General features: G+C 62.9%; 24 protein-coding genes. 12 read left to right on the top strand and 12 right to left on the bottom strand.

All coding sequences use genetic code 11. The features are described from left to right. Window positions 1-410, bottom strand: a 410-nt coding sequence (locus H156_RS0109510; protein ID WP_036246336.1) for a methane monooxygenase/ammonia monooxygenase subunit C, incomplete at its 3' end; no start/stop codon positions are given. A 222-nt stretch (window positions 411-632) separates the two neighbouring features. On the opposite strand from H156_RS0109510, the gene glgX reads away from it, so the two are divergent. Then, window positions 633-2,723, top strand: coding sequence for a glycogen debranching protein GlgX (glgX, locus tag H156_RS0109505; RefSeq protein ID WP_036246334.1), 2,091 nt, complete (start codon window positions 633-635; stop codon window positions 2,721-2,723). Here the strand turns inward: glgX and H156_RS0109500 are convergent, their stop codons facing one another. Continuing rightward, window positions 2,724-3,536, bottom strand: a complete 813-nt coding sequence (locus H156_RS0109500; protein WP_010959661.1) for a quinoprotein dehydrogenase-associated SoxYZ-like carrier — start codon at window positions 3,534-3,536, stop codon at window positions 2,724-2,726. A gap of 41 nt (window positions 3,537-3,577) precedes the next feature. Next, a complete protein-coding gene (locus H156_RS0109495; protein ID WP_010959662.1) occupies window positions 3,578-4,627 on the bottom strand; it encodes a quinoprotein relay system zinc metallohydrolase 2 in 1,050 nt (349 codons plus the stop codon). 249 nt (window positions 4,628-4,876) lie between these two features. Here H156_RS0109495 and H156_RS0109490 point away from each other — a divergent pair, with 249 nt between their 5' ends. Beyond that, the gene (locus H156_RS0109490; protein ID WP_010959663.1) at window positions 4,877-6,736 is read left to right on the top strand and encodes a methanol/ethanol family PQQ-dependent dehydrogenase; all 1,860 of its coding nucleotides are present in this window, start codon (window positions 4,877-4,879) and stop codon (window positions 6,734-6,736) included. Window positions 6,737-6,907: 171 nt separating this feature from the next. Further along, window positions 6,908-7,762, top strand: coding sequence for a substrate-binding domain-containing protein (locus H156_RS0109485; protein ID WP_017365287.1), 855 nt, complete (start codon window positions 6,908-6,910; stop codon window positions 7,760-7,762). Window positions 7,763-7,817: 55 nt separating this feature from the next. Here H156_RS0109485 and lysS read toward each other — a convergent pair whose 3' ends face one another. The 6 genes from lysS to H156_RS0109455 all read right to left on the bottom strand — a co-directional run bounded on the left by lysS (window position 7,818) and on the right by H156_RS0109455 (window position 14,721). Then, window positions 7,818-9,308, bottom strand: a complete 1,491-nt coding sequence (gene lysS / locus H156_RS0109480) for a lysine--tRNA ligase (RefSeq protein ID WP_010959665.1) — start codon at window positions 9,306-9,308, stop codon at window positions 7,818-7,820. Window positions 9,309-9,312: 4 nt separating this feature from the next. Beyond that, window positions 9,313-10,411, bottom strand: a protein-coding gene (prfB, locus tag H156_RS0109475; protein WP_154656702.1) for a peptide chain release factor 2 whose coding sequence is annotated in 2 segments (ribosomal slippage) — window positions 9,313-10,335 and window positions 10,337-10,411 — 1,098 coding nt in all. Because the reading frame shifts where the segments join, the coding sequence is not laid out codon by codon here. An 88-nt stretch (window positions 10,412-10,499) separates the two neighbouring features. Beyond that, on the bottom strand, window positions 10,500-11,012 hold the full coding sequence (locus tag H156_RS0109470) for a Csu type fimbrial protein (RefSeq protein ID WP_010959667.1): 513 nt from the start codon (window positions 11,010-11,012) through the stop codon (window positions 10,500-10,502). After that, the gene (locus H156_RS0109465; RefSeq protein ID WP_017365284.1) at window positions 11,009-13,432 is read right to left on the bottom strand and encodes a fimbria/pilus outer membrane usher protein; all 2,424 of its coding nucleotides are present in this window, start codon (window positions 13,430-13,432) and stop codon (window positions 11,009-11,011) included. Before H156_RS0109465 ends, H156_RS0109470 begins: the two co-directional genes overlap by 4 nt. After that, on the bottom strand, window positions 13,416-14,147 hold the full coding sequence (locus H156_RS0109460) for a fimbrial biogenesis chaperone (RefSeq protein WP_017365283.1): 732 nt from the start codon (window positions 14,145-14,147) through the stop codon (window positions 13,416-13,418). Before H156_RS0109460 ends, H156_RS0109465 begins: the two co-directional genes overlap by 17 nt. Before the next feature lie 28 nt (window positions 14,148-14,175). Next, window positions 14,176-14,721: a Csu type fimbrial protein gene (locus H156_RS0109455; protein WP_017365282.1), complete on the bottom strand. Its 546-nt coding sequence runs from the start codon at window positions 14,719-14,721 to the stop codon at window positions 14,176-14,178. Window positions 14,722-15,074: 353 nt separating this feature from the next. On the opposite strand from H156_RS0109455, the gene H156_RS0109450 reads away from it, so the two are divergent. After that, entirely contained in the window at window positions 15,075-15,347 is a 273-nt protein-coding gene (locus H156_RS0109450) for a hypothetical protein (RefSeq protein WP_017365281.1), read from the top strand. Window positions 15,348-15,408: 61 nt separating this feature from the next. Then, window positions 15,409-16,125: a HugZ family pyridoxamine 5'-phosphate oxidase gene (locus H156_RS0109445; RefSeq protein WP_017365280.1), complete on the top strand. Its 717-nt coding sequence runs from the start codon at window positions 15,409-15,411 to the stop codon at window positions 16,123-16,125. Between the two features lie 6 nt (window positions 16,126-16,131). Here H156_RS0109445 and H156_RS0109440 read toward each other — a convergent pair whose 3' ends face one another. Next, a complete protein-coding gene (locus tag H156_RS0109440) occupies window positions 16,132-16,839 on the bottom strand; it encodes a retropepsin-like aspartic protease family protein (RefSeq protein WP_017365279.1) in 708 nt (235 codons plus the stop codon). Between the two features lie 150 nt (window positions 16,840-16,989). Continuing rightward, window positions 16,990-17,262, bottom strand: coding sequence for a DUF3862 domain-containing protein (locus H156_RS0109435; protein WP_010959673.1), 273 nt, complete (start codon window positions 17,260-17,262; stop codon window positions 16,990-16,992). Between the two features lie 157 nt (window positions 17,263-17,419). Between H156_RS0109435 and H156_RS0109430 the strand changes: the two genes are divergently transcribed. The 3 genes from H156_RS0109430 to hflC are packed head-to-tail and all read left to right on the top strand — an operon-like array spanning window position 17,420 to window position 20,109. Then, the gene (locus tag H156_RS0109430; RefSeq protein ID WP_017365278.1) at window positions 17,420-18,118 is read left to right on the top strand and encodes an SIMPL domain-containing protein; all 699 of its coding nucleotides are present in this window, start codon (window positions 17,420-17,422) and stop codon (window positions 18,116-18,118) included. 42 nt (window positions 18,119-18,160) lie between these two features. Further along, window positions 18,161-19,150: an FtsH protease activity modulator HflK gene (gene hflK / locus H156_RS0109425; RefSeq protein ID WP_017365277.1), complete on the top strand. Its 990-nt coding sequence runs from the start codon at window positions 18,161-18,163 to the stop codon at window positions 19,148-19,150. After that, on the top strand, window positions 19,147-20,109 hold the full coding sequence (gene hflC / locus H156_RS0109420; protein ID WP_017365276.1) for a protease modulator HflC: 963 nt from the start codon (window positions 19,147-19,149) through the stop codon (window positions 20,107-20,109). The genes hflK and hflC overlap by 4 nt, the downstream gene beginning before the upstream one ends. 89 nt (window positions 20,110-20,198) lie before the next feature. Here hflC and H156_RS0109415 read toward each other — a convergent pair whose 3' ends face one another. Further along, entirely contained in the window at window positions 20,199-20,591 is a 393-nt protein-coding gene (locus H156_RS0109415) for a hypothetical protein (protein WP_017365275.1), read from the bottom strand. 140 nt (window positions 20,592-20,731) lie between these two features. Between H156_RS0109415 and H156_RS0109410 the strand changes: the two genes are divergently transcribed. Genes H156_RS0109410 through H156_RS0109395 form a run of 4 tightly spaced genes read left to right on the top strand, consistent with a single transcriptional unit; the run spans window position 20,732 to window position 24,945 of the window. Continuing rightward, window positions 20,732-21,328: a TetR/AcrR family transcriptional regulator gene (locus H156_RS0109410; protein ID WP_017365274.1), complete on the top strand. Its 597-nt coding sequence runs from the start codon at window positions 20,732-20,734 to the stop codon at window positions 21,326-21,328. A 60-nt stretch (window positions 21,329-21,388) separates the two neighbouring features. After that, entirely contained in the window at window positions 21,389-22,768 is a 1,380-nt protein-coding gene (gene mtoX / locus H156_RS0109405; RefSeq protein ID WP_017365273.1) for a methanethiol oxidase, read from the top strand. 25 nt (window positions 22,769-22,793) lie between these two features. Beyond that, window positions 22,794-24,680 (top strand): cytochrome c peroxidase, encoded by a 1,887-nt coding sequence (locus H156_RS0109400; RefSeq protein ID WP_017365272.1) that lies wholly within the window; start codon window positions 22,794-22,796, stop codon window positions 24,678-24,680. Between the two features lie 58 nt (window positions 24,681-24,738). Then, window positions 24,739-24,945, top strand: coding sequence for a hypothetical protein (locus H156_RS0109395; RefSeq protein ID WP_017365271.1), 207 nt, complete (start codon window positions 24,739-24,741; stop codon window positions 24,943-24,945). The last annotated feature ends 53 nt before the right edge of the window (window positions 24,946-24,998 follow it).

Raw genomic sequence — 24,998 nt, 5'->3', positions numbered from 1 at the left:
TCGCGCACGATCGTCTGATGCCAGGTGCCGTCCTGCTCGGTGAAGTAGGATGCGCCCCAGTAGATGGCCCAGGCGTAGGCCACCAGCCAGGTCAGGTGGGTGAAGTTGCGGCGCAGCTCTTCACGCGGGGTCAGCGCGGCCAGGTTGCGGTCGCGGGTCTTCCAGAGATAGCCCCACAGGATCGAAGCCGTCACGATCTCCAGGACGATCTCGGTGTACAGGAAATTCATCCAGTAGGTCTCGAACTCCGGCGCGAACGAGTCCAGTCCGGCGGACCAGCCATAGACACCTTCGTACCACCGCACCCACAGGTAGAACACGGTGTAGATACCGATAGCGAAAACCAGCCACTTCTTGTCCAGCAGCGGCCGGTCGATGGCGGCGATGCCGCCTGCGGTCGTTGTAGCCATCTGATTTCTCCTGAGTTGGTGTTGGATTGATGCCACGGGCTCCTGCGTCGGGTGGCCGTGGCAAAAACTAAGACCCGTGTCGCCCGAAAAAATTCCCGATTGCCGTTCTGGGGAAACGGCCCGTCGGCTGGAGCCGGCATGCGGAAGGTTGATGATACACTTCCAGCTCGCCGCGTATTCCTTGGTGTTTTGAGAATCGGTCCGGGTCGAGGTCCGGCTGCGATGACGGTGCCAGCAAAATTCGATTATTCAACGGGATCGCCCTTGCCCTTGGGTGTTCATTTCCAGGGGACGGATGCCAATTTCGCCCTGTTCAGCCGGCATGGTTCCCGGGTCCGCCTGTTATTGTTTGCCGACCCCAGCCACACCCGGCCTCACCAAGTCATCGATCTCGATCCCCATCACCACCGTACCGGTGATATCTGGCACGTGGCGGTACACGGCGCACACCGCGGGCTGGCTTACGCCTTTCAGGTCGACGGGCCGCATGAGCCGCATCTGGGACATCGTTTCGATCCCCAGGCGGTACTGCTCGACCCCTATGCCACGGCTCTGGTGACACCGGAGCATTGGGAGTTTTCGGGGGCTGCGGTCGGCGGGCCGGAGGGAGTGGTCGCAAAGGCGCTGGTCACGGCAGACCATTTCGACTGGGGGCATGACCGTCCGCTCAAGCATCACTGGTCGGAGCTGGTCATCTATGAGGCCCATGTGCGGGGGCTGAGCATTCATCCTTCGTCGGCAGTGCGGCATCCCGGCACCTACCTCGGCGTCATCGACAAGATTCCCTACTTCAAACGGCTCGGAATCACCGCCCTCGAACTGATGCCGCTGCAGGCGTTCAATCCTTACGAAGTGACCCGCTACAACCCCGTCACCGGCGAGCGGCTCCGGAACTACTGGGGCTACAACACCATCGCCTTCCAGGCGCCGCATGCCGGTTATGGAACCGGCGCCTACCCCGGCTGCCAGGTGGAAGAGTTCAAGCGCATGGTCAAGGCTCTGCACGAGGCCGACATCGAGGTTCTCCTCGATGTCGTGTTCAACCACACCGCGGAAGGCGATGAGACCGGCCCCATCCTGAACTTCCGCGGTCTGGACAACAGCATTTACTACCTGCTGGAAGAAGACCGCCGGCATTACCGCAACTATTCGGGCTGCGGTAACACCGTCAACTGCAATCACCCGGTAGTGCGCAGCTACATTCTGGACTGCCTGCGGTACTGGGTGGTCGAGATGCACGTGGATGGGTTCCGGTTCGATCTGGCCTCGATCCTGGGGCGCGACCGCAACGGCCATCTGGTGCCCAATCCACCGCTGCTGGAGCTGATCGCCGAGGATCCCATCCTGCGCGACGTCAAGCTCATCGCCGAGGCCTGGGATGCCGGCGGCGCCTATCTGGTCGGGCGTTTCCCGGGCGAGCGCTGGTGCGAATGGAACGGCGTGTACCGGGACGACGTGCGCCGCTACTGGCGCGGCGATCCGGGTATGGCGGGGGCCTTTGCCAGCCGCCTGTGCGGTAGTGCCGACATTTACGAGCATTCCGGCAAGGCGCCTGTGAACAGCATCAACTTCGTGACTTGCCACGACGGCTTCACGCTCAACGATCTGGTCAGCTATGCATGCAAACACAATTCCGCCAACGGGGAGGACAACCGCGACGGTTCGGACCACAACTTCAGCGCCAATTATGGCTGTGAGGGGCCGACCGGCGATCACGGGATCAACGCCGTCCGCCGCCGCCAGATGAAGAACTTGATGGCCTCGCTGCTGCTGTCAAGGGGAGTGCCCATGATCCTGGGCGGCGACGAGTTCTGCCGGACCCAGCGGGGGAACAATAACGCCTACTGTCAGGACAACGAGATCTCCTGGTTCGACTGGCGTTTGCTGGACGAGAACCGCTCGTTCTTCGAGTTCGTCCGCAAGATGATCGCATTCCGGGCCCGCCATCCGGTGCTGTCGCGGGAGCAGTTCTACCGGCCGGAAGATATTCTCTGGTTCAGCCCGGCCGGTGGCCAGCCGGACTGGCAGGCGGACGCTGCGCTGGGTTGCTGCATTCGGGCGGTGGGGGGCGAGGAGCAACCGCTGTGTCTGCTGTTCAATCCGACGGCGGAGGGGCTCTGCTTCCGGCTGCCGGATACGCTTCGCGGCGGGGTGTGGATCAAGGCCGTCGATACCGCCGTGGAATCGCCTTGTGACATCTGCGAACTCGAAGGGGGGAGTCCGCTGCCGGATCAGCGGCGGCTGTTCCTCCCCGACCGCAGCCTGGTGGTGCTGGTGGAAGGGGCCGCGACGGCTGCCGCGGCCCGTGCCTGATCAGTCGGTGACGGTCTGGCTGGCGGTAAAGGTTTTCCCCAGGTTGTCGCGGATTTCCGCTTTGAGTTCCCCCGCTTTGTCTGGCACGAAATAGAAACGGAAATTGGGATCGGCGCTGATGGCGATGTCTGTCCGGGCGGTCAGGACCGGCGTCCCGTCGAAGCTCACCTTGACTTCCTCGACGTAGTGCGCGGGCTTGATCAGGCGCGAGATCTGGTCCATCTGCAGCCCGGTGATGTTCGGGTGGCTGACGAGGAGCTGGACGGCGTTGGGCTGTCCCAGCACCGCCTTGTCGCCGTCCATGCGGAATTTCATCTTTCCCAGTCGCGCCATTGCGGCGTCGAGGTCGGCGCCCAGGGGGGCGGAACAGCCGCCGCTGGCCTTGACGAAAGCCTTGCTCATATAAAGCTTGCCGTCACTGGTTTCGGCGATGGCGCGGACATGGGTATAGGAGTTGACGCGGACGCGCATCGCCAGATCGGCTTTGCCGCTCGCCGGGGTCAGGTCGAAGGAAGCGGCGAAAGGCACGGGGTTGTTGTCGATGATCAGGGTGATGCGCCGGATATATTTCTCCGCTGTCTGCGGAATCTTGCCGGTGATCTGGATGGGGACCAGGGCGGGGTCCTCGGCACGGTAGGGCGCCGTCAGCTCGATGACGCCGTTGCCTTCTTCGATTGGCCGGTCGCCGAAATATTGGGCCCGCAGCGCGCCGGTCCACGCGCCTTCGTCTTGCGGGTCCGTCGCCTGCACGAGGGTGGAGAGAGCGATTCCTGTTACCAAGAGCCAAATACGCGGGAGGATGCCAGTTTGCATGTGTCTATACTCCGGGAGGGTGTGATTATTAGAGAATACTGTTAATCGTCTTCCCATTCCAGCGCGGCGAACGCCGTTGAGACGTTTCTCTTGTTGAATTCGTCGAACAGTCGCCACTCGTCCCGCATCGACGTTCCCACGGTTTCCATGGCCTGCTCCATCGTCCGGTGCTGTCGGATCGCGGCGCGGACCTCGGTTGCAAGACCGTTGAGATAGCGTTCCTCGGCGGCGGCGGCCTGGGGCCAGTCGGCGACGGCCGGGCCGTGGCCGGGAATGGCCAGGCGGGCCGGCACGGCTTTCAGACGGTCGATTTCCTTCAGCCAGCCGGTCAGGCTCCCGTCCACCACCGGCAGATGTCCCATGAACAGGAGGTCGGCCGCCCACAGTGTCGCGGTCTTGGCGTCGTAGACGCTCAGATCGTTGTCGGTATGGGCGGGGCCGTGGGCGGTGAGGCGGAGCGTCCGGTTGCCGAGGTCGAGTTCCATGCTTTCCTCGACCGGCTGGTCCGGTGGCACGAAGTCCTCGGCGGTTAGGGTGTAGCCCAGGTCCCGGGCGGCCTTGTCGATATAGTACGGCGCCCGCAAGGCCATGGCCTGGGCGAGCTTGTGATGGCCGATGAAAGAAACCCCCGGTGCCTTGAAGGCGCGGTTGCCATAGATATGGTCCGGGTGGACGTGGGTGTTGATCACGTAACACACCGGCAGCGGCGTGTGGACCGCGATTGCGGCCTTGAGTGCCCGGCCCTGCTCGGGGCTCCCGCCGCTGTCGATCACGGCGACACAGCGTTCTCCCACGATGAAGCCGATGTTGGCGATTTCCCCCCGGTTGTGCGTATCGGGCAGCTCGTGCCGGCCCTGATGAACGAAAATGCCCGGCGCGATTTCGCGCAGCTCGAGGTCTGACTGGGCGGCGGCCAGACCCCACCACAGGCCGCACAGGGCCCATCCAACGGTTCGGATGAAACGGGGGGGCACGGGGTGTCCTCGGCAGGAGTGAACGATACCTGGGAATGACGTCCGGGCATTGTCTCTTTCGGCGCCGTGATCTTCAACCGTCCCTTGTCTGGTAGGGCGTGGCGAATTGACGCGCATGACCCGGCTCGCCGGGGTTCAAACCCGCGAAAGACGCGGCTTCCAAGGCCGTTTTCCCGCCCCGTCTCGCGGTTGACTTTTATGGCGAAATCCTTCACCTTACGCGTCCAGACGGGCTGGACGGGGCATTTTCATGCCTTTTACCGGGAGAAATTCCGGCTATACCGGCCGCCGTCCTCCCTAGAGTTTTCGGAAATCTTTTCACTAACAAGATGTATTCTGCGGACGCAGATACCAGGAGGAAACAAGATGAAAAAACCCGTGAAAAGCTGGCTCATCGCAAGTTCCATAGCATCGTTGCTGGCAGTACCCGGGGTCTCTTTCGCGAACGCTGAAGTGGAAGCACTCACCAAGGATCCGAAGAACTTTGCGACTTGGGGTGGCAACTACGCGGGCACGCGTTACAGCACGCTGGACCAGATCAATTTCAAGAACGCCAAGCATCTGCAGCCGGTCTGGACGTTCTCCACGGGCATGCTGCGCGGCCATGAAGGCGGTCCGCTCGTCGTCAACGACGTGATCTACATTCATACCGGGTATCCCCACAAGGTCTACGCCCTCGATCAGGCGACTCAGTCCGTGATCTGGGAATATGTCTATGCTCCCGACAAGGGCACCGATCAGTCACAGGTCATTTCCGTGATGTGCTGCGACGTGGTCAACCGCGGTCTGGCCTACGGTGACGGCAAGATCTTCCTGGCCCAGGGCGACGCTACGCTGGTGGCCCTCGACGCCAAGACCGGCAAGATCGTCTGGAAAGTCAAGAACGGCGATCCGAAGACCGGCATGACCGCCACCAACGCCCCCCTGGTCGTCAAGGACAAGGTCCTGACCGGTATCTCCGGTGGTGAATTCGGCGTGCGCGGCTTCCTGGCTGCTTATAACATCAAGGACGGTTCGCTGGTATGGAAGAAGTACAGCATGGGTCCGGATGACGAGGTCGGCCTGGATCCCGAGCACACCATGACCTGGACCGATGGCAAAATGGCGCCGGTCGGCAAGGATTCCTCGCTGAAGACCTGGCAGGGCGACCAGTGGAAAATCGGCGGCGGTACCACCTGGGGCTGGTACAGCTACGACCCGGATCTGAATCTGGTTTACTACGGTTCGGGCAACCCCAGCACCTGGAACCCGGTGCAGCGTCCTGGCGACAACAAATGGTCGATGACCATCTGGGCTCGTGACGTCGATACCGGTGAAGCCAAGTGGGTCTACCAGATGACCCCGCATGACGAATGGGACTATGACGGCATCAACGAAATGATGCTGATCGACCAGGAAATGACCGCGAAGGACGGATCCAAGCACTCCAAGCTGCTGACCCACTTCGACCGTAACGGCTTTGGCTACACCCTGGACCGCGTCACCGGCGAGCTGCTGGTGGCCGAGAAGTTCGACAAGGCCGTCAACTGGGCGACTCACGTCGACATGAAGACGGGCCGTCCGCAGGTCAATCCGAAGTACTCCACCCAGCATGGCGGCCAGGACGTCGACACCAAGGGCATCTGCCCCTCGGCCATGGGCGCCAAGAACGAGCCCCCGGTCACTTACTCGCCGCGGACCAAGCTCATCTACATCCCGGGTAACCACACCTGCATGAACTATGAGCCGTTCGAGGTCGAATACACCGCAGGCCAGCCGTATGTCGGCGCCACGCTGAACATCTTCCCGGCCAGGGCCAACGTGAAAACCGGCGAGAAGGAATCGAGCAACCACATGGGGTCCTTCACCGCCTGGGATCCGACCACCGGTACCATCGCCTGGCAGTTCGACGAACCCTTCTCGCTGTGGAGCGGCATGGTTTCGACCGCCGGCGACATCGTGATTTACGGTACGCTGGAAGGCTACCTGAAGGTGCGCGATGCCAAGACCGGTGAGGAACTGTACCGGTTCAAGACGCCGTCGGGCATCATCGGCAACGTCAGCACCTGGACCTACAACGGCAAGCAGTACATCGGCGTGCTGTCCGGCATCGGTGGCTGGGCTGGCGTGGGCATGGCGGCCGGTCTGGAAGGTGATACCGAAGGTCTGGGTGCGGTGGGTGCCTACAAGGGTCTGAGCAGCCATACCAAGCTGGGTGGTGTGTTCACCGTGTTCGCTCTGCCGTAAGAACTGGTCGGCTTCCAGTTCCATGAGCTGAGCACCGGCGCAGGCCGGTGGATGAATGCCCCGGATCGGTCGCCCGGTCCGGGGCATTTTCGTTCGTGCCGGACGCAGGTGACATGATCGCCTGAAGGACCGTCCGGTCACGGGCGCTTATTTTCGGATCACAGCAAGAATATGATGAAGAAAACAGGTCTGATTTCGGCCGGGATCGCCTGGCTGCTCACTGCCGGCACCGCTCAGGCGGCCAGCGATGCCTTCAAGGTCTGCGCCGACCCCAACAATCCGCCGTATTCCGATCAAAAGGGCGGCGGTTTCGAGAACAAGATCGCCGAGCTGTTCGCCGGGGAGCTGGACAAGAAACTCGTCTACACCTGGTTTCCCCAGCGCATGGGCTTCATCCGCAACACCTTGAAGGCCAAGGAACCCGAATCCGAGGACTACAAGTGTGACGTGGTGATGGGTCTGCCGACGGGCTTTGATCAGGCGGCCACCACCAAGCCTTACTACCGCTCGACCTATGCCCTGGTCTACGTGAAGAAAAAGGGGTGGGACGATGTCCATTCCGCCGCGGCGCTGGACACTCTGCCGCCGGAGCGCAAGGCGAAGCTCCGGATCGCCATGTTCGACGGCTCGCCGGCGACGACCTGGATGCTGAAGCACAATCTGGTGGAACAGGGTGTTCCCTACCAGTCGATGACTGCGGACGCAGCGGTCAACACCACTCAGACGGTGGAAAAGGAACTGCTCGCCGGCAACATAGACATGGCCATCGTGTGGGGCCCGATGGCGGGTTATCTGGTCTATCACAACAAGCCGGGAACCTTCGCATTGATCCCCATGCAGTCCGAGGAAGGGGTACGATTCGACTACGCCATGTCGATGGGCGTGCGGATTCCCGACAAGGCACGGAAAGAGCAACTGGAGGCGCTCATCGACAAAAAGGCCGCAGAGATCGAGGCTCTGCTGAGGAAATATCACGTCCCGCTGCTGGACAAGGACGGAAAGCTCTTGACACCGGCGGAGGAGTGACGGGGCCGTTGCGGGGCTGCGTGGACCTGCAACGGCTCGGTCAATGCTTCACTGGTCAGCTTTCGGGCCGCATGTGCGGGAACAGGATGACGTCGCGGATCGAGGGAGAGTCGGTGAAGAACATCACCAGGCGGTCGATGCCGATGCCCTCGCCCGCGGTGGGCGGTAGGCCGTATTCGAGCGCGCGGATGTAGTCGGCATCGTAGTGCATGGCCTCCTCGTCGCCCGCGGCCTTGTCTTCCACCTGCTTTCTGAACCGTTCCGCCTGGTCTTCCGGGTCGTTGAGCTCGGAAAAGCCGTTCGCCAGCTCGCGCCCGCCCACGAAAAACTCGAAGCGGTCTGTGATGAAGGGGTTTTCGTCGTTGCGCCGCGCCAGCGGCGAGACTTCGGCCGGATAGGCGGTGATGAAGGTTGGTTCATCCAGCCGGTCTTCCACGGTCTTTTCGAAGATTTCGGTCTGGATCTTGCCGAGTCCGTCGCCGGCGGCAACCGGAATGCCCAGCCCGGCCGCGATGGCCGCGGCGCTTTCGCGCTCGGCCAAGTCTTCGGCCCGGATGTCCGGGTTGTAGTGGATGATCGATTCCAGCACCGTCATGCGCCGGAACGGCCGGCCCAGATCGTAATCCTTGCCCTGATGGGTGACGACGGTGCCGCCCAGCAGGTTCTGCGCGATTCCCCGCATCAGCGTTTCGGTCAGATCCATCAGGTCGCGGTAATCGGCATAGGCCTGATAGAACTCGATCATCGTGAATTCGGGATTGTGCCGAGTGGACAAGCCCTCGTTGCGGAAGCTGCGGTTGATCTCGAATACTTTTTCGAAGCCGCCCACCACCAGCCGCTTCAGGTAGAGCTCGGGAGCGATTCGCAGATACAGATCCAGCCCCAGCGCATTATGATGGGTGACGAACGGTTTGGCCCGGGCGCCGCCGGGGATCACCTGCATCATCGGCGTCTCTGCCTCGATGAAGCCACGCTCGCTCAAGAAGTCGCGGATGTAGCGCACGATGGCGCTGCGGAGCTGGAATACCCGGCGCGACTCCTCGTTCATGAGGAGGTCGAGGTAGCGCTGGCGGTAGCGGGTCTCGGCGTCGGTCAGGCCGTGGAATTTCTCGGGCAGCGGACGCAGTGATTTGGTGAGCAGGCGGATGTTCGATGCCTTCACCGACAGCTCGCCGGTCTTGGTGCGGAACACCGTGCCTTCCACGCCGATCACATCGCCGATGTCCCAACTCTTGAACTCCTCGTATACGCCTTCGGCCAGTCCATCGCGCTGCAGGAAAATCTGGATACGGCCGGACATGTCCTGGATGTGGGCAAAGCTGGCTTTGCCCATGATACGCTTGCCCATCAGCCGCCCGGCCAGCTTGACCGATACGGCGGTTTCTTCCAGTGCCTCGGCCGTTTCGTCCCCGTAGCGTGCCCGTAGTTCGGCGGCGAGGGCGTCGCGGCGGAAGTCATTTGGGAAAGCGACCCCTGTTTGCCGCAGCTTGCCGAGCTTTTCGCGGCGCAGCGCGACCAGTTTGTTTTCGTCTTGCAGTTCACTCATGTCGTTACAGGCCGCTCTTCAGGCTGGCTTCGATGAACATGTCCAGGTCGCCGTCGAGCACCGCCTGGGGGTTGCCGGTTTCCACGTTGGTGCGCAGATCTTTGATGCGCGACTGGTCCAGCACATAGGAGCGGATCTGGCTGCCCCAGCCGATGTCGGATTTGGAGTCTTCCAGCTTCTGCTTCTCGGTATTGCGCTTCTGCATTTCCAATTCATAAAGTTTGGCGCGCAGCTGCTTCATACACCAGTCGCGGTTGGCGTGCTGGGAACGCTGATTCTGGCATTGCACCACGATACCGGTGGGGAGATGGGTGATTCGCACCGCCGATTCGGTTCGGTTGACGTGCTGTCCGCCGGCGCCGCTGGCCCGGTAGACGTCGGTGCGCAGGTCGGCCGGGTTGATGTCGATGTCGATGTTGTCGTCGATCTCCGGTGAGACGAACACCGAGGAAAACGAGGTATGGCGGCGGTTGCCGGAGTCGAAAGGCGACTTCCGCACCAGTCGGTGGACGCCGGTTTCGGTACGCAGCCAGCCGTAGGCGTATTCGCCTTCGAAGCGGATGGTCGCGCTCTTGATGCCGGCGACTTCGCCCGGCGACTCTTCCACCAGTTCGGTCTTGAAGCCTTTGCGTTCTCCCCAGCGCAGGTACATGCGCTCCAGCATCTGCGCCCAATCCTGGGCCTCGGTGCCGCCGGAGCCGGCCTGGATGTCCAGGAACGCATTGTTCGGGTCCATCTCACCGGAGAACATGCGACGGAACTCCATTTCGGCGATGACGCTTTCATAGTGCGCCAGATCCGCGGCGACCGATTCGACGCTGTCCTCGTCGTCTTCCTCGACCGCGAGTTGGAGCAGCTCTGCCGCGTCGTCGATGCCGGCCGCGATCTCGTTCAGCCGATTGACCACACCTTCCAGTTGGGTCCGTTCTTTGCCGAGCGCCTGGGCACGTTCCGGGTTGTCCCAGATTCTTGGGTCTTCCAGTTCGCGCAGGACTTCGGTCAGGCGTTCCTGTTTGGTGTCGAAGTCAAAGATACCCCCTAAGAGCATCCTGGCGGCTCTTCAGGTCTTTGATCTGATTGTAGAGGGGATTGAGTTCGCGCATGGCGGTAATCCGTTGAAAAATCCCATATCCTACTACAACGGTTAAAGCGTCGCAGTAGTCCGAGCGTCCGGCTTGTGCTCCCGACGTTTCAATACGTCAGTGTGATGGTGACGGTGTCGGTGTAAGTGCCGGCGTAAACGTCCTGGAGTGGCGGGATCAGACCGTAAATATTGTGGATCACCTGTTGTACCGGGGTGGTGGGGTTCAGCAGCAAAGTGCCCCGCAGAGGGAATGTGCCGCCGCTTCCATCGCCCCAGATCGTCACCCTGGCGGCGTCCAGATACAGGTTGTAGCCGAGCGATCCCCTCCCGCCGCTCATTCTACGGGGATTGTAACTGCCGCTGGAGCCGCGGCTCAGCGCTATCGTGTATTGAACCTGCTGGGTCTGTTTTGCGTTCTTGAGGTGGCAGGTGATGCCGACGGTGCCCACGCCACTGCTGTTCGGATTGGAATCGGTGGGATCGTAAACCGCATGGGGGACGCTGATGTTGCCGATGTCGCATTGGTAGGGGTCTGCGTCCGAGATTTTGGGACAGGCCAGCAGGGAGAAAGTCATGGCCGCTGCCCGCCATTGGCGGCTTGCCCGAATATCGTGTTTCATCGGTGGACTCCCGCGCAAACGAATTTTCCCAGGTCCGGCAGTATCTCTGCGGATTCCGGATAATCGGCCACGATCGTGCATCGCTTTCCGTTCCATTCGACTTTCATCTCGTTCCGGGGAGACAGCCCCGTCAGGTAGACCTCGCCGTCCATGCCGACGGGAAATACGTCCGCGACCCCCTCCACCGTGACCGTTGCCCCGGCGGGGATCGGTTGGCCGTCCTCCAGCAGGATGGTCAATGTCGCCCCGCGCGAGCGCCGGATGGGGAAGTCGACCACTACGCCACTGCGGAAATAAGGCGTCACCGGCAGGGCGAGAGTCCCGACCTGCGCATCCATCGGCAGATCTTCGCCCTCGACCTGCACGTTGTTGACGTCGTAGGCACGAAGGCGCGGCAGCACCACATACCCTTCCTCGTCGGTCTGGCCGATCAGCTGATTGTCCGCGTAGACCCTGACATCCTTATAGTCGCCTACTTTCGCGATGGCAAAGCCGTCCTGGATTTGCCGCGACAGGAACGGATGGCCTTCGATGAGGCCGATGCCGCCCGAGCCGAAGGCGCGTTCGGCGAAGTCTCCCTGGAGGTGTGCGACTTCGGCGCTGAACAGTCCGAAGGTGGTCTGGGCGGTGAGTTGCGCGGCCTGGCGGTCGTTGGTGCCGGCGTCCAGCCGATAGCCCCAGCCGGGACCCCAGCCGGGAGTATGGGTATACTGGGCATCGAATTCCAATTGGGTAGGGCCGCCTTGCGTGCGGGTCGCCCGCGCGTTGGCTGTCGCATAGGTCCGCTCGCCCAAAGGCAGGGTGAAGATCGCCGCGACCTGGGCGCCCTCGAAGTCCGATCTGGTGTAGACCGCCGCGAGGCTCAGGGTCAGTCCTCCCCAGAGGTTCTGGGTGTAGTTCGCGACATAAGTGTCGATATGGGGCCGATCGAAGTAATTGGCCGAGCCGTAGCGGAGGGAAACGCTCGATCCGCTGGTGAGGGTGAAGCCACAGAAGGCATCGCTCAGCTGCTTGGGCGCGAACTGGCCCTGCTCGATGCCGAGCTGGGTGAAGGACTGGCTGGCGAAATAGGAGCTGGCGCCGTAGCTGAGGGTCTCTCCCTGATGCAAGAAGCCCAGGCCGCCGAGTCCTCCCCAGCCCCGGCCGGCGCTGATGCCCACCGCTGCATCGACCACGCCGTAGGTGCCGATCAGGAACGAGCCGCCGGTGGCCACGGCGACCTGATCGCGGACCACCTGTCCGTGCAGTTCTCCGGTCAGCCACGAATTCAAGCCGCGCCGATAGGTGGCGCTGCCGAATGGCGCGCCATAGCTCATGCTGTCCGTGCCGTAATAACGGCGCAGGAAACCCGCTTCGTAGGAGAAATCGACCAGCCCTTCCCTCAGCATGGAGCTGCCGACGTAGAAGGGTTGTGTGATCACCTGTTCTCGCCCGAGCAGATCCCGCGCCACGACGCGGATTTCGCCGCTGCCGTTGGCGGCGGGCAGGTCGCGTATTTGAAACGGGCCGGCGGGCAGGTTCTGCTGATCCACCAGCGCGCCGTTCAGGAAAATGTCGAGGCTGGACGCCTCGGTCAGACTGCCCGTGACGGCCGGCTGCGGATACCGGTAGAAGCGGGGCTGGAGACCGAAATTGGTGGCGTACTGGATGCCTGCGAAACGGGCCTGGTAGCCGCGCTGCCAGGGACGCACGATGTTGTCGCCCAGTTGCAGGCTGGCCATGTTCGCCGGATCGTCCATGATCCACGTGGTGTAGAGGCGGGTGAACTGGGTTTCCGACCCGCCTTGGCCGCTGTTGTGGCGGGCGAGGAACGCGGAGGTGGCCAGGCCGTACCGGTTCGATATTCCCAGTTCCAGCGCGCCGCCCTGGAAATCACCTTGGCGCGAATGCATGATGTTGAAATCGTAGTTGAGGAAGCCGGCGAAACTGGCCCGTTCGGCTTTCGGTTGAGCCAGGCGGGTGCCGGCCTCGACCACCGTACCGGCCAGCAGAGAGGGTTCGACCCGGAGCACCAGGGTCTGTCGGGTATCGTCGATGCGGGCTTCGATGATGCCGGGATTCGCCAGCGCCCGGTAATCCCGGCCGTCGTGGGCCAGCGTATTGGCAGCGGGCAACTCCATTCGCCAGCTTTCGATCGCCTCTTCGGGTACGTACAGACTTCCGTCCTGTCCGCGCAGCACCAGCGTTCCTTCCGACACCGTTTCGCCATTCAGCTCCACGGCGAGCAGATGCTCTTCCCGGTCCTCGGGAGGCTGGGCAGTCCCGGCAGGGGAGGGCGGCCGCACCACGGCGGTGACTGAAAGGCTGTCAGACGCGGCGTACTGGAGTTCCGCCTCTTCCCGCGAGCGACCCGCGATAGGCATCAGGAGGAGGAGGGCAGCGACGAGCGCCGGGTTGGAGCATTCAAGGCCCCTCCACATCCACGTCGCCCTCGATGACGCCGGCGTTGGTGGAGGCCCGGACATGGGCGGTTCCGGATTCGCTCCCCAGCACCTCCCCAGGGAATACCCAGCTCTGCCGGCCTCCGGGGAATATCGAAACCGGACCTTGTCCCTGGGGTTTGCCAGCGGTGGCGCGGATGCTCAGTTCGTCGACGGACAGCAATGCCGAGCCTTCGTTCCGCGCGGTGATTTCCAGTCCGCCGTCGGGGCGTTTGGTCCCGCTCCATGCGATCCGTGGACTGGCAGGGGTTGCCGGTTGTACGAGTAGCGGCAGGCTCAGCCGCAGGGCGATCTGGACCCCGGTGAAGCCGGCCTGGGGCGGGGGCGGCACTTCCTGGACGAACAGCCGGTAGGCCAGCTCGCGGCGGGGATCCACGGGCCGGCGTAGTCCTACGCGAAGTACCTGGGATCCGCCCGGCGGAACCGTGGTAATGGGCGGTGTGACGATCAGATCCTTGGTCGGGGCATAGCGGTCCTCTTTGCCCTCGCGGGTCCAGGCGACGATGGAATTCTGGATGACGAGCTTGTCTCCGCCCTCATTCTTCAGCGTCACGGCCGCCGTCGGCTTGGCGGCGGTCAGCTCGATGCGGGTCGGGGAAACGTCGAACTGACCCGCGCCGAGGCGGAAGGGCAACAGGAGAAGGGCGGCCAGGATCGGGAGGTGCCGGCCGGCCGCCCAAGCAAATAAACTCATAACGACTGCAAGGCATCCTTGCGGGAGCTTAGAAGTTCACGGTCACGGTGACGGTATCGGTGTAGCTGCCGGCGGGGACGTCCTGCCCGGCGGGAATCACGCCGTAGACCGTGAGGTTCTGCCATCCGTTGTTACTTGCCGTGTAGCTGTACTGGTTGGAACTGTCGCAGCCCCACACGGTGGTATAGCCGTTGTTTTGATAAAGATTGTACGTAAGCAGGTCCGCTCCATTGGCCATCTTGCGTACCGGGGTACCGCTGCAGGTTGCGCCAGAAGCAGTGCCGGCTCCCATGTAAATGGTGGACGTCGAACCTTTCGTGCACTTCACCCGAATCTGACCGCTGTTGGTCGCAGTGTCCGTCGTGCTGGTGGGATCATAGGTGGTGAAATTCACGTTGCTGGTTGACTCGATCTTGCAGGTGTTGGCGACGGTGGCGCTTATGCCGAGGGATGCCGTTTCCGTTCCTGCTGCCATTGCGGTTCCCGCGTCGGCCACGAGAACGATAGCGGCGGTCAGGCCGACAAAACCGGCGGTACGGCGGGAGATCCGGTGTTTCGAGACTAAGGTGTTCATGACTTGACTCCTTGGTTTTTCGTGGGGGGATGCAATCGGGGACTCCGACCGTTCAAGGACGCTTTCGTCCCCTCGAGCACGAATGAGCCATCTCCTTATCTGCTTTTCAGACGATGCCGAAAAAACTCACAGCTCATTGCTTTTGATAAAATTAAATAATTCTCTGACATGCGTCAACTTTAATTAAAGTTTATATATTTCAAGGTCTTGTCATCCGTGCTTCCGTATTCCGTCTCCGGGGGCAGCGGGGTGAGTGCGACGGCCGAGAACCAGGCAGCCGGCGGCGCTTTGGGAAGCCGGGCCGCGGTGTTATCTTTGGAACGTTGGGCGAGACCACCGAGGGTGGAGCTGGTATGGCTGAAGTGACAGTGACTCGACGCGACGATTCGGTCTTTGAAGTGGTGGTGAAGGGCGCGACCACGACTTCGCATGCCGTGACGGTCGATCCGTCCTATGCGGCCCGGATCGCAGGGGCGGCGGTGCCCGTGGAGATGCTGGTGCGGCGGTCCTTCGATTTCCTGCTGGAACGGGAACCGAACACCGCCATCCTGCGGCGCTTCGATCTTTCCGTGATCGGGCGTTACTTCCCCGAATATGAGCGGGTGATAAAGGGTATGTTGCCGTAATGGCTGTCGGAAATTCCCTTTCCCAGGGCGGAAGGGATCAGGTCGAGGAAGGATTTGGATCATGGTGGAATCGGACGAAATCGGAACGGAAGCGCGCGCGTTGCTGAATCAGGCCTATGACGGCGTGCTTTCCACGCATTCGGCGGACGTGCCGGGCTATCCCTTCGGCTCCGTGATGCCGTACTGCCTGGACCGGGCGGGGGTGCCCGTCATCTACATCGCCAACATCGCCCAGCACACCCGGAACATCCAAGCGAACCCCAAGGTCTCGCTGATCGTGCTCGACCGCAGCGTGGGGGACGTGCAGACCAATGGCCGGCTGACCCTGCTCGCGGATGCGCAGCCCGTGTCCGAGGACGACGAGGATGCCGTCGGGCGTTACTTCTCCTTTTTTCCGGACGCCCGCCGCTTCCATCGCACCCATTCCTTCGCCTTCTACCGGCTGGTGCCGGTGCGCCTGCGTTACATCGGCGGTTTCGGCCGCATCCACTGGCTGTCACCGGAGCGCGTGCTGCGGCCGAACCCTTTCCGGACGGAGGAGGAGCGGGCGATGCTGGAGCACATGAACACCGACCACCACGAGGCGCTGCGCCGGTATTGCGAGGCGGCCGGGGTTGCCGTCGACGCCGGCTGCGAGCCGGCCATGGTCGGGATCGACAGGGAGGGATTCCAGCTCCGGGTGGGTTCCAGGATCATCCGTTTCGTTTTTCCCTCCCCTGTTTCGACCCCGGCGGAGGTGAGGGCGGCTCTGGTGGCGATGGCGCGCTTGGGCCAGTGAGGCGGGCTATTTCGCCAAGAGCACGATCTCGTTGTGTTCGTCGTCGATGGTGACGCGGAACCGGTTGAGAAAGCTCATGCCCAGCAGCATTGCGCCGTTGAGACGCTTGTCGGCGATGAAGCTGACCGGGACGTTTTCGGCGGAGGCGGGGCCGACAGTGACGGAGGGAAGCACGCCGGTCTTGGTGCGAACCCGGCCGCTCGCGGTCTGGCTGATGCCGGCGGAAAGCCTCTCGGCATCGAATCCCAGGGAGGTGATCATCGAGGTTGGCAGCACCACGGTCGACGCGCCTGTGTCGACCAGGACAGACACGGTTTGTGGAACCCCGTTCGGGCCTACCAGGAGGGCTTCCACCTGGTGATGGGCGCCGACGCGAAGGGTGGGGATGGTCGAGCTTGGCGGCGGTCTCCCTCCGCTGCGGGCGATGCCGGTGATGACCAGCCGTTCGATGTTCCCCGGTCGGCTTTCCACCAGGACGTAGTTGTAACCCTGCAATAGCGTCTGCAAGCGGTCTTTGAAGCTGCCTTCGGCGCGGCGAGCCGGTTCGTCACTCAGACGCTCGAGCCCTTCGATCGCGAATCCGCTCTCCGTTGCCAGGCCCTGGAGCTGGTCCGCCAGCCCGGCGGCTTCCGCGGCAGCGGGCCACAGCCCGACGATCATGCAGGCCAGCAGAAACGGCTTGGCGGCTTGGGGGCAAGCCGTTCCAGCGATCATGGTGACCCGCGATCCTGGACGATGCCGGATCGGCAGGAATTCCGAAAGGACGGGTCCCGGCCGTGGTGGCCGTCCGCCGGGCCATGGCCACGCTCCATCTCCGGCCTTGCTCCCCGAAGGAGAAGGGGTAATGATGCGGCGACTTTCACGTTAAAGGCCGGTGTTCGAATAGAACAGGATCTTCTCGCCCACGAATTGCACACTGATGGTTTTGGGTGTCTTGCCCCAGACGCAGCTCTTGACCGAAACCACGGACTGGCAGTTCTCCGGCTCGCCCAGCAGCTCGACGACCTTGGAGTATTCCATGCCGATGGCGAGCTTGTCGTAGTTCTCGCGGGTCACCTTGTTTTCGCAGGCCGCCAGGATCAGGCCGATTGCCGCCGGCAGCAAGGTGCGTGTCATGCCACGCAGGCGTTGCTTCATGATCGTCACTTCCGGAAGTGGGTGAGGACGGTCCGATGATCCCCTAAACCGTCCGTAGGAGGCAAGCGGTGCAATCCGGGGAGACTTGCCGCATACTGCCTTTCCCCGCTCCTGAGGGGGCGTCGTGATCGGAACCTGTTCAAGGGAGGACTTGCCCATGAATGCGCGAATCCGGATGTCGGGTTTTCTGCTGGCGGTGGCGGCTTTGTCCGCCGTGCAGGCGGGTGAGCAAACGCCACTGACTTACGATCGGATCGACCTTGCGTCCGAAGCTCGGGGCGATGTCGAGAACGACATCCTCGTCGCCGTGCTTTCCAGTGAGATGGATGGCCCCAAGGCCGCGGCTCTCGCCGCCGAGGTCAACAAGACCATCGCCAAGGCGGTCGAACGGATCAAGCAGCAGTCGGAGATCAAGGTGCAAACCGCCGGTTACCAGACTGCGCCGATCTACCAGAAGGAGCGCATCAGCGGCTGGCGGGTGAAGCAGTCGATCCGGCTGGAAAGCACCGATGCCGCCAAGCTCGGCGGCCTGCTGGGGGAGCTTCAGCAACAGCTTCATCTCGAGTCCGTCGATTACGAGACATCGCCGCAGAGGCGGAAGGAAGCCGAAAACGGTCTGATCAAGGAGGCGCTGGGGGCGTTCCGCCAGCGTGCCGAGCTGTTGACGCGGGAGTTGGGCCGCAGCCGTTACCGGATCGTCGCTCTGCGGGTCGATACCGGCGGTGCGCCCGTCAGGCCGATGGCACCGGGCATCCGCGCCATGGCTGCGGAAGCCGCTGCGCCGGTACCGATCGAGGCCGGGACGCAGAGGATCGAGGTGAATGTGAGCGGCACCATCGAGCTCCAGGCGGACTGACTCGTGCCGTTTGCCCGGCTGCCCGAATAGACAGGAGCCGATATGGAAAATTCGAACTCACCCTGGGGGCGCATCGCCAGGCCACTCTCCGGATCGTTGCCGGCTTCGCCTGCCCGCATCGTCCTGATCGTCTTGGCGCTCATGGGGCTGTGGACCGCCTATTATACGATCCCGGCCGAATCCGAAGGCGTGGTGCTCCGGTTCGGCAAGTACATCCACAAGGTTCCGCCGGGTCTCCATTTCAAGCTGCCTTACGGTATCGACGGCGTCATCGCCGTGCCGACCCAGCGCCAGCTCAAGCTGGAGTTCGGATTTTTCTCGCCGGGCGCGACCAATCCGGATCAGGCCGGTCTGGAGCCCGGCAAGGAACGGTCCATGGTCACCGGCGATTTGAATGCGGCGCTGGTGGAGTGGATCGTCCAGTACCGCATCACCGAACCTCAGGACTATCTGTTCGCGGTGCGCGACCCCGGTCAGACGTTGCGCGACATTTCCGAATCCGTCATGCGCGCCGTGGTTGGCGACCGCACCGTGGACGAGATCATCACCATCGGACGGCAGGAAATCGAAGATACCTCGCTGCAACGGATGCGGGCGCTGGCCGAGCTTTACCACCTCGGCGTATTCATCAGCCAGGTGCAGCTCAAGAACGTGAATCCGCCGGAGCCGGTCCAGCCGTCTTTCAACGAAGTCAACCGTGCCCAGCAGGACCGCGAGAACGCCATCAACCTCGCCAACGGTGACTACAACAAGGCGGTGCCCCGCGCCCGCGGCGAGGCCGATCAGCAGATCCGGGCGGCGGAAGGTTACCGCTTCAAGCGGATCAACGAGGCGGAAGGCGACGTCGCCGCCTTCAGTGCCGTGCTGGAGCAGTACGTCAAGGCGCCGGAGGTGACACGCATGCGGCTCTACCTCGAAACCATGGGCGAGGTGCTGCCCCAAGCCAAGCAGTCGATCGTGGTCGACGACACGGTGCAGCAGATATTGCCGATGCTGCCCCTGCCGGTCGCGGTGCAGGAGGAAAAGCGATGATCGCCGCAAGACACCGGGTTTCCCTCGTGGCCGCGCTGGTGCTGCTGGCGCTGTATCTGTCCGCTTACACCGTCGACCAGACCGAGCAGGTCATCGTCACCCAGTTCGGCCGGCCGGTGGGCGAGCCGATCACCGAACCCGGCCTTCACTTCAAGCTGCCCTTCGTCCAGCAGGTCAACCGCTTCGACAAGCGCTACCTGGCCTGGGACGGTCCCATGGTCGAGATGTCCACCAAGGACAAGACCTACCTCCAGGTCGATACCTTCGCCCGCTGGCGCATCACCGATGCCATGCGCTACTACCTGCGGCTGCGGGACGAACGCAGCGCCCAGTCGCGGCTGGAGGACATCCTCGGCAGCGAAACCCGTACCGCCATTGCGCGGCACGAACTGATCGAAGTCGTGCGCAGCGACAAGGAGCGCCAGCCCTTGCGGGACGAAGGCCTGGCTGCTCAGTTGCCGCAAGGCGGGCTGCGCCCGATCCGGGTCGGGCGGCAGCAGATCGAGAAAGACGTGTTCGAGAGTGCGGCCCCCAAGCTGGCGGAATTCGGGATCGAGCTGCTCGACGTGCGCTTCAAGCGCCTCAACTACAATCCGGAGGTGCTGGAACGCATCCACCAGCGCATGATCAGCGAGCGCCTGCAGATCGCCCAGCGTTTCCGTTCGGAAGGGGAAGGCGAGGCCGCCCGCATCGCCGGCAACAAGGAGCGTGACATCAACGAGATCGCATCCACCGCCTACAAGCGGGTCCAGGAGATCGTCGGCGAAGCCGATGCCAGGGCCACCGAGATCTACGCCAAGGCATACACCCAGAGCCCCGAGGCCGCCGAGTTCTACCGTTTCCTCAAGAGCATGGAGACCTACCGCAGGATCATCGACCGCGACGCCACCCTCGTCCTCTCCACCCGCAGCGACCTGTTTTCTCTGCTCAAGCGTATCGAGACGGAGCGGAAGCCTTGATGCGCAAGCGCCAATGACGAGACTCGAATGGTCCGGATGACGGGTGCCGTGGAATCGGCAGCGGTGGGTGAAAGTCGCAGAACGGTCGTTCACTCCTTCCGCAGGACCCGCTTCACCGCTTCGCGCATCTCGTCCTTGGATGAAGCGAAGCGCTCGAACTGATCGGGCGTCAGGATCTGCCGCAGTTCGGCATCCTTGTTTTCCTGGATCGCCTGGGCTTTGAGCATTTTGCCGAGACCGCCGTCGGCGCCCTTGATCACGGGTTCCATCTGTTCGGCGTATTTTTGATTGATGGCGGCGATCTTGGGCATCTGTGCATCCGTGAGACCCAGACGGTTCTTCATGTACTCGGTCTGGGCAGCCGCTCGCTCGCTGGGCGTCGTGGCTTTGAGCTGGTCGAAGTCGTCCGCGCGGGCAGCGGTGCCGAAGGTCATCGCCAGGAAGAGGCCGAGTTTGAGGGTATTGGTGACGACGTTGTTCATGGGGCTCTGACTCCTGTGGTGGTGGGATTGCCGGCCGTCGCGGTGTGCAGGGGACTCCATGTTTTCAGGCAGGCGATTCGAGGCACGGGATCAGGCTCGCCTGCTTGCGGATATGAGACGACTGGTCGTATCATTCTCGCATGGCGAAGACCGCAACCAAACAACTGATCCGGGAAAGGCTGCTGAACGAAGGCGTGGCCTTGCTCATGGAACAAGGCTACCACGGCACCGGACTGCAGGACATACTGCACAGCGTGGGCGTGCCGAAGGGGTCGTTCTACAACTACTTCGCCAGCAAGGAGGAATTCGGCGCCGAGGTGATCCGGCACTATATCGAGCCGTTCATCCTGCAGCTCGACGGCCATCTCCGGAATTCCGCACTGAACGGCGCCCAAGCCCTGCAGGCGTATTTCCATACACTGATCGGAGAAGCCGCCCGCCGGCAATTCAAGGGTGGCTGCCTGCTGGGCAACCTGATGGGCGAGATCGGGGACACCAGCGATACCTGTCGTGAGGCACTGCGGGAGGCGCTGCACCGTTATCGGGACAAGCTGGCGCAAGGCATCGCCCGTGCCCAGAGCGAAGGTGCGTTCCGGCGCGATCGGACTGCCGAAGACCTGGCCGATTGCCTCGTCGACGCCTGGCAGGGCGCCTTGCTGCGGATGAAGGTCGAACAGTCCGTCCGGCCGCTGGAAGAATGTTGCCGCAACCTGTTGGAGGGATATTTCCGAGCCTGAAAAATTTTTGAGCCATTTCGAGACGACCGGTCATATAACATAGAAGAAAGAGGTTATGCCATGAAGAGATTCATCGTTTCAGGACCATCCATGCATTTCGCTTTGCGGGCCCTGGCTTCGGGTTTGGCCCTGGCGCTCGCGGCGCCGGCCGGCGTGAGGGCCGACGAAACCTGCGCCTCGCCCTACATGAAGAAGATCACCGGGCAGGAGGATTACGTCTACGTCTGGACGCTGGGGGCCGAAGGCGTCGGTGACGAGCAGGACAAGCTGGTCACCGTCGACGCCAACCCTAAATCGCCGCAATACGGCAAGGTGGTGAACACGCTTTCGGTGGGCGGACGCAACGAGGCGCATCATTCGGACTTCACCGACGACCGCCGGTACCTCTGGGCCGGCGGGCTCGATACCAGCAAGATCTTCGTGTTCGACGTGCACAGCGATCCTGCCAGGCCCGTCCTCTCGAAGACCATCACCGACTTCGTGGAGAAGAGCGGCGGCGTGGTCGGGCCGCACACCTTGTACGCCCTGCCGGGACGCATGCTCATCACGGGGCTTTCCAACAACAAGGACCACGGCGGCCGCACGGCGCTGGTGGAATATACCAATGCCGGCGAATACGTCGCCACCCATTGGATCCCGACCGACGGCGACCTGCGCGGGGCGATCAAGACCGGCAAGTATGCCGATGGCTACGATTACGACGTGCGTGCGCTGCCCCGCAAGAACCTGCTGGTGACCTCGTCCTTCACCGGCTGGAACAATTACATGATGGACTTCGGCAAGATGCTGGCGGACCCCGAGGCCATGAAGCATTTCGGCAACACCGTGGTGACCTGGGATCTGCACACCAAGCAGCCGAAGAAGGTCTTCGACGTGCCCGGCGCGCCGCTGGAAATCCGCTGCGCCTGGGGCGAAGCCCACAACTACTGCTTCACCAGCACGGCGCTCACCTCGCAGCTCTGGCTGATCTACGAAGACGGCGAGGGCGAGTGGCAGGCCAAGGCCGTGGCCGACATCGGCGAGCCGGCAAAGGTTCCGCTGCCGGTCGACATCTCCATCTCCAACGACGACAGCCGGTTGTGGGTGAACACCTTCATGGACGGCAAGACCCGTTTGTTCGACATCAGTGATCCGCACCATCCGAGGCAGGTCTACGAAAAGACCATCGGCGCCCAGGTCAACATGGTGTCCTCGAGCTGGGACGGCCAGCGGCTGTACTACACCTCCTCGCTCCTGGCCAACTGGGACAAGAAGGGCAAGGACGACGAGCAATTCCTGAAGCTCTACTACTGGGACGGCAAGGAACTGAAGGAGCAGTTCGCCATCGACTTCTACGCCGAGAAGCTGGGGCGTCCGCACCAGATGAGGTTCGGGGCGCGGGCGCTTTATGCGGGGCCGGCGGGCGACGGAAACCGCGTGGTGCAGGCCAGGGCGGAATGAGTCTTCGTCACCGGAAGTTTCCGGCGTGAACCTTGTTCCCCTTCCGTGCCGGCTCCTGGCCTGCCTGCTTCCGGCGCTGCTTTTTTCGGCGCCGGTTCTCGCCGGCGGACTGGCGCCTGGCTACCGCAACCTGCCGTTCGCCGCGCCGGAACCGGGCAGCTACGAGCTCCCGGTTCTGGGTACGGCGGCGGACGGCGTCGTGCTGGATTCCGACGGACGGCCGCTCCGGCTCCATGCCTTGTACGACGGCCGTATCGTCCTGCTCGGCTTCATCTATTCCACCTGCGACGACGTCAACGGCTGTCCCTTGGCGACGGTGGTGTTCCAGAAGCTCAGGAATGCGTTGAAGTCGGAGCAGGAGCCGGCCGGCCGGCTCCGCCTTCTCACCCTGAGTTTCGATCCGGAGCACGACACGCCCGAGGCCATGCGTCGCTACGGCGAGGGCTTCCGCGACGGAGGGGTGGACTGGCATTTCCTCACCACGCGCTCCGAGGCCGAACTTCAGCCGATTCTGGAAGCCTACGGCCAGTCGGTGCAGAAGGAATACGACGCGGCTGGACGCTCGACCGGCAAGTATTCCCATCTGCTGCGGGTGTTTCTGATCGATGGGCAAAAACGGATTCGCAACGTCTATACGGTTTCGGTGCTGCATCCGGATTTGGCGCTGGCGGATGTGAAGACGCTGCTGCAGGAAGTCCCGGCGCCGGTGCCTGGAGGCGGACGGGCGGCATCCCCGCCGCTTCGGGCCGGCGATGACAAGACCGGCTATGCCAGCCCGGCTTATGAGACCCATGCCTTGGCCTTGGACGCGCGCCGTGGCCGGCCGGCCGATCTGTTCCAGCGGGCGCAACGGCCGGTGCTGGGACTGCCGAAACTGCCCGTGCCGGCCGACGACCCGCTGACTCCCGCCAAGATCGCCCTGGGGCGCAAGCTGTTCTACGACCGCCGCCTCTCGCTCAACCAGACCTTCTCCTGCGCCATGTGCCATATCCCCGAGCAGGGATTCACCAGCCAGGAGCAGGCCACGGCGACCGGCATCGAGGGGCGCACGGTCCGGCGCAATGCGCCGACGCTCTACAACGTCGCCTATCTGACGAAACTGTTCCACGACGGTCGCGAATCTTCGCTGGAAAACCAGGTCTGGGGGCCTCTCCTGGCGGCCAACGAGATGGGCAACCCTTCCGTCGGCTTCGTGTTGGATCGGATCGAGTCGCTGCCGGATTACCGCGGCCTGTTCGAACAGGCCTTCGGCCGCGGTCCGGGCATGGAGACCGTCGGCCAGGCCTTGGCCTGCTACGAGCGCGTCCTGGTATCGGGCGATTCGCCGTTCGACCGCTGGCGCTATGGACACGAAAGCGGGGCGCTGTCGGAAGCCGCACGCAAGGGATTCGAACTGTTCACCGGCAAGGCAGGCTGCGCGGCCTGCCACACGGTTGGGGACCGCCATGCCCTGTTCACCGACGACGCGCTGCACAACACCGGCGTCGGCTACCGCGCCAGCATGGACAAGACGCCTGCCGCCCGGCGCGTCCAGGTGGCGCCGGGCGTGTCCTTCGAGGTCGACGCGAAAACCTTTGCCCAGGTCGCCGAGCCCGTCCCCGGCGATCTCGGGCGCTACGAAATCACCCAGAACCCGGCCGACCGGTGGAAATACCGCACGCCCACCCTGCGCAACGTCGCCCTCACCGCGCCGTACATGCACAACGGCGTCTTCGCCAGCCTGAGGGAGGTCGTCGAGTTCTACAACCGGGGCGGCGAGCCCAACGAAAACCTCGACCCGCTGATCCGCCCGCTGGGGCTGTCGGCGCAGGAAGTGGATGCCTTGGTCGAGTTTCTCTCCAGCCTCACCGGCGGGGACAATCAGACCCTGGTGTCGGATGCGTTCGCGGCGCCGGTGGGGAATGGACGCTGAGAAGCGAGCGCCTTTTGCCGGCTTTGCCCGGACCCGATTGGCTGATGGACTTCGAGCCATGGGTAAGCATCTGAAAAATCTTCTCGACGGCGCGTGGCAGGTGCTGGTCATGTGGCCGGAGAGCGATTACGTGCGGCCGAGCCGCGGGGATTTCGGCAAAGATAGCGACAACTTGCGTGCGAATGCGCGACGCATCGCCCGCGGTTTGCGCGATAACGTGAAGAAGAAAAAGCCTGGGAAGGCATACGACGGCGCATGTGCGTGAGCGCGGATCAATGCGCTGGCGGACCGCGCCCCGCTTTTGGCCGTCATCGAGGG

The sequence above is a fragment of the Methylococcus capsulatus str. Texas = ATCC 19069 genome (assembly GCF_000424685.1).
Lineage (GTDB): Bacteria > Pseudomonadota > Gammaproteobacteria > Methylococcales > Methylococcaceae > Methylococcus > Methylococcus capsulatus.
The sequence above is the reverse complement of the archived record's forward strand: the minus strand, read 5'-3'. Positions and strand labels throughout refer to the sequence as shown.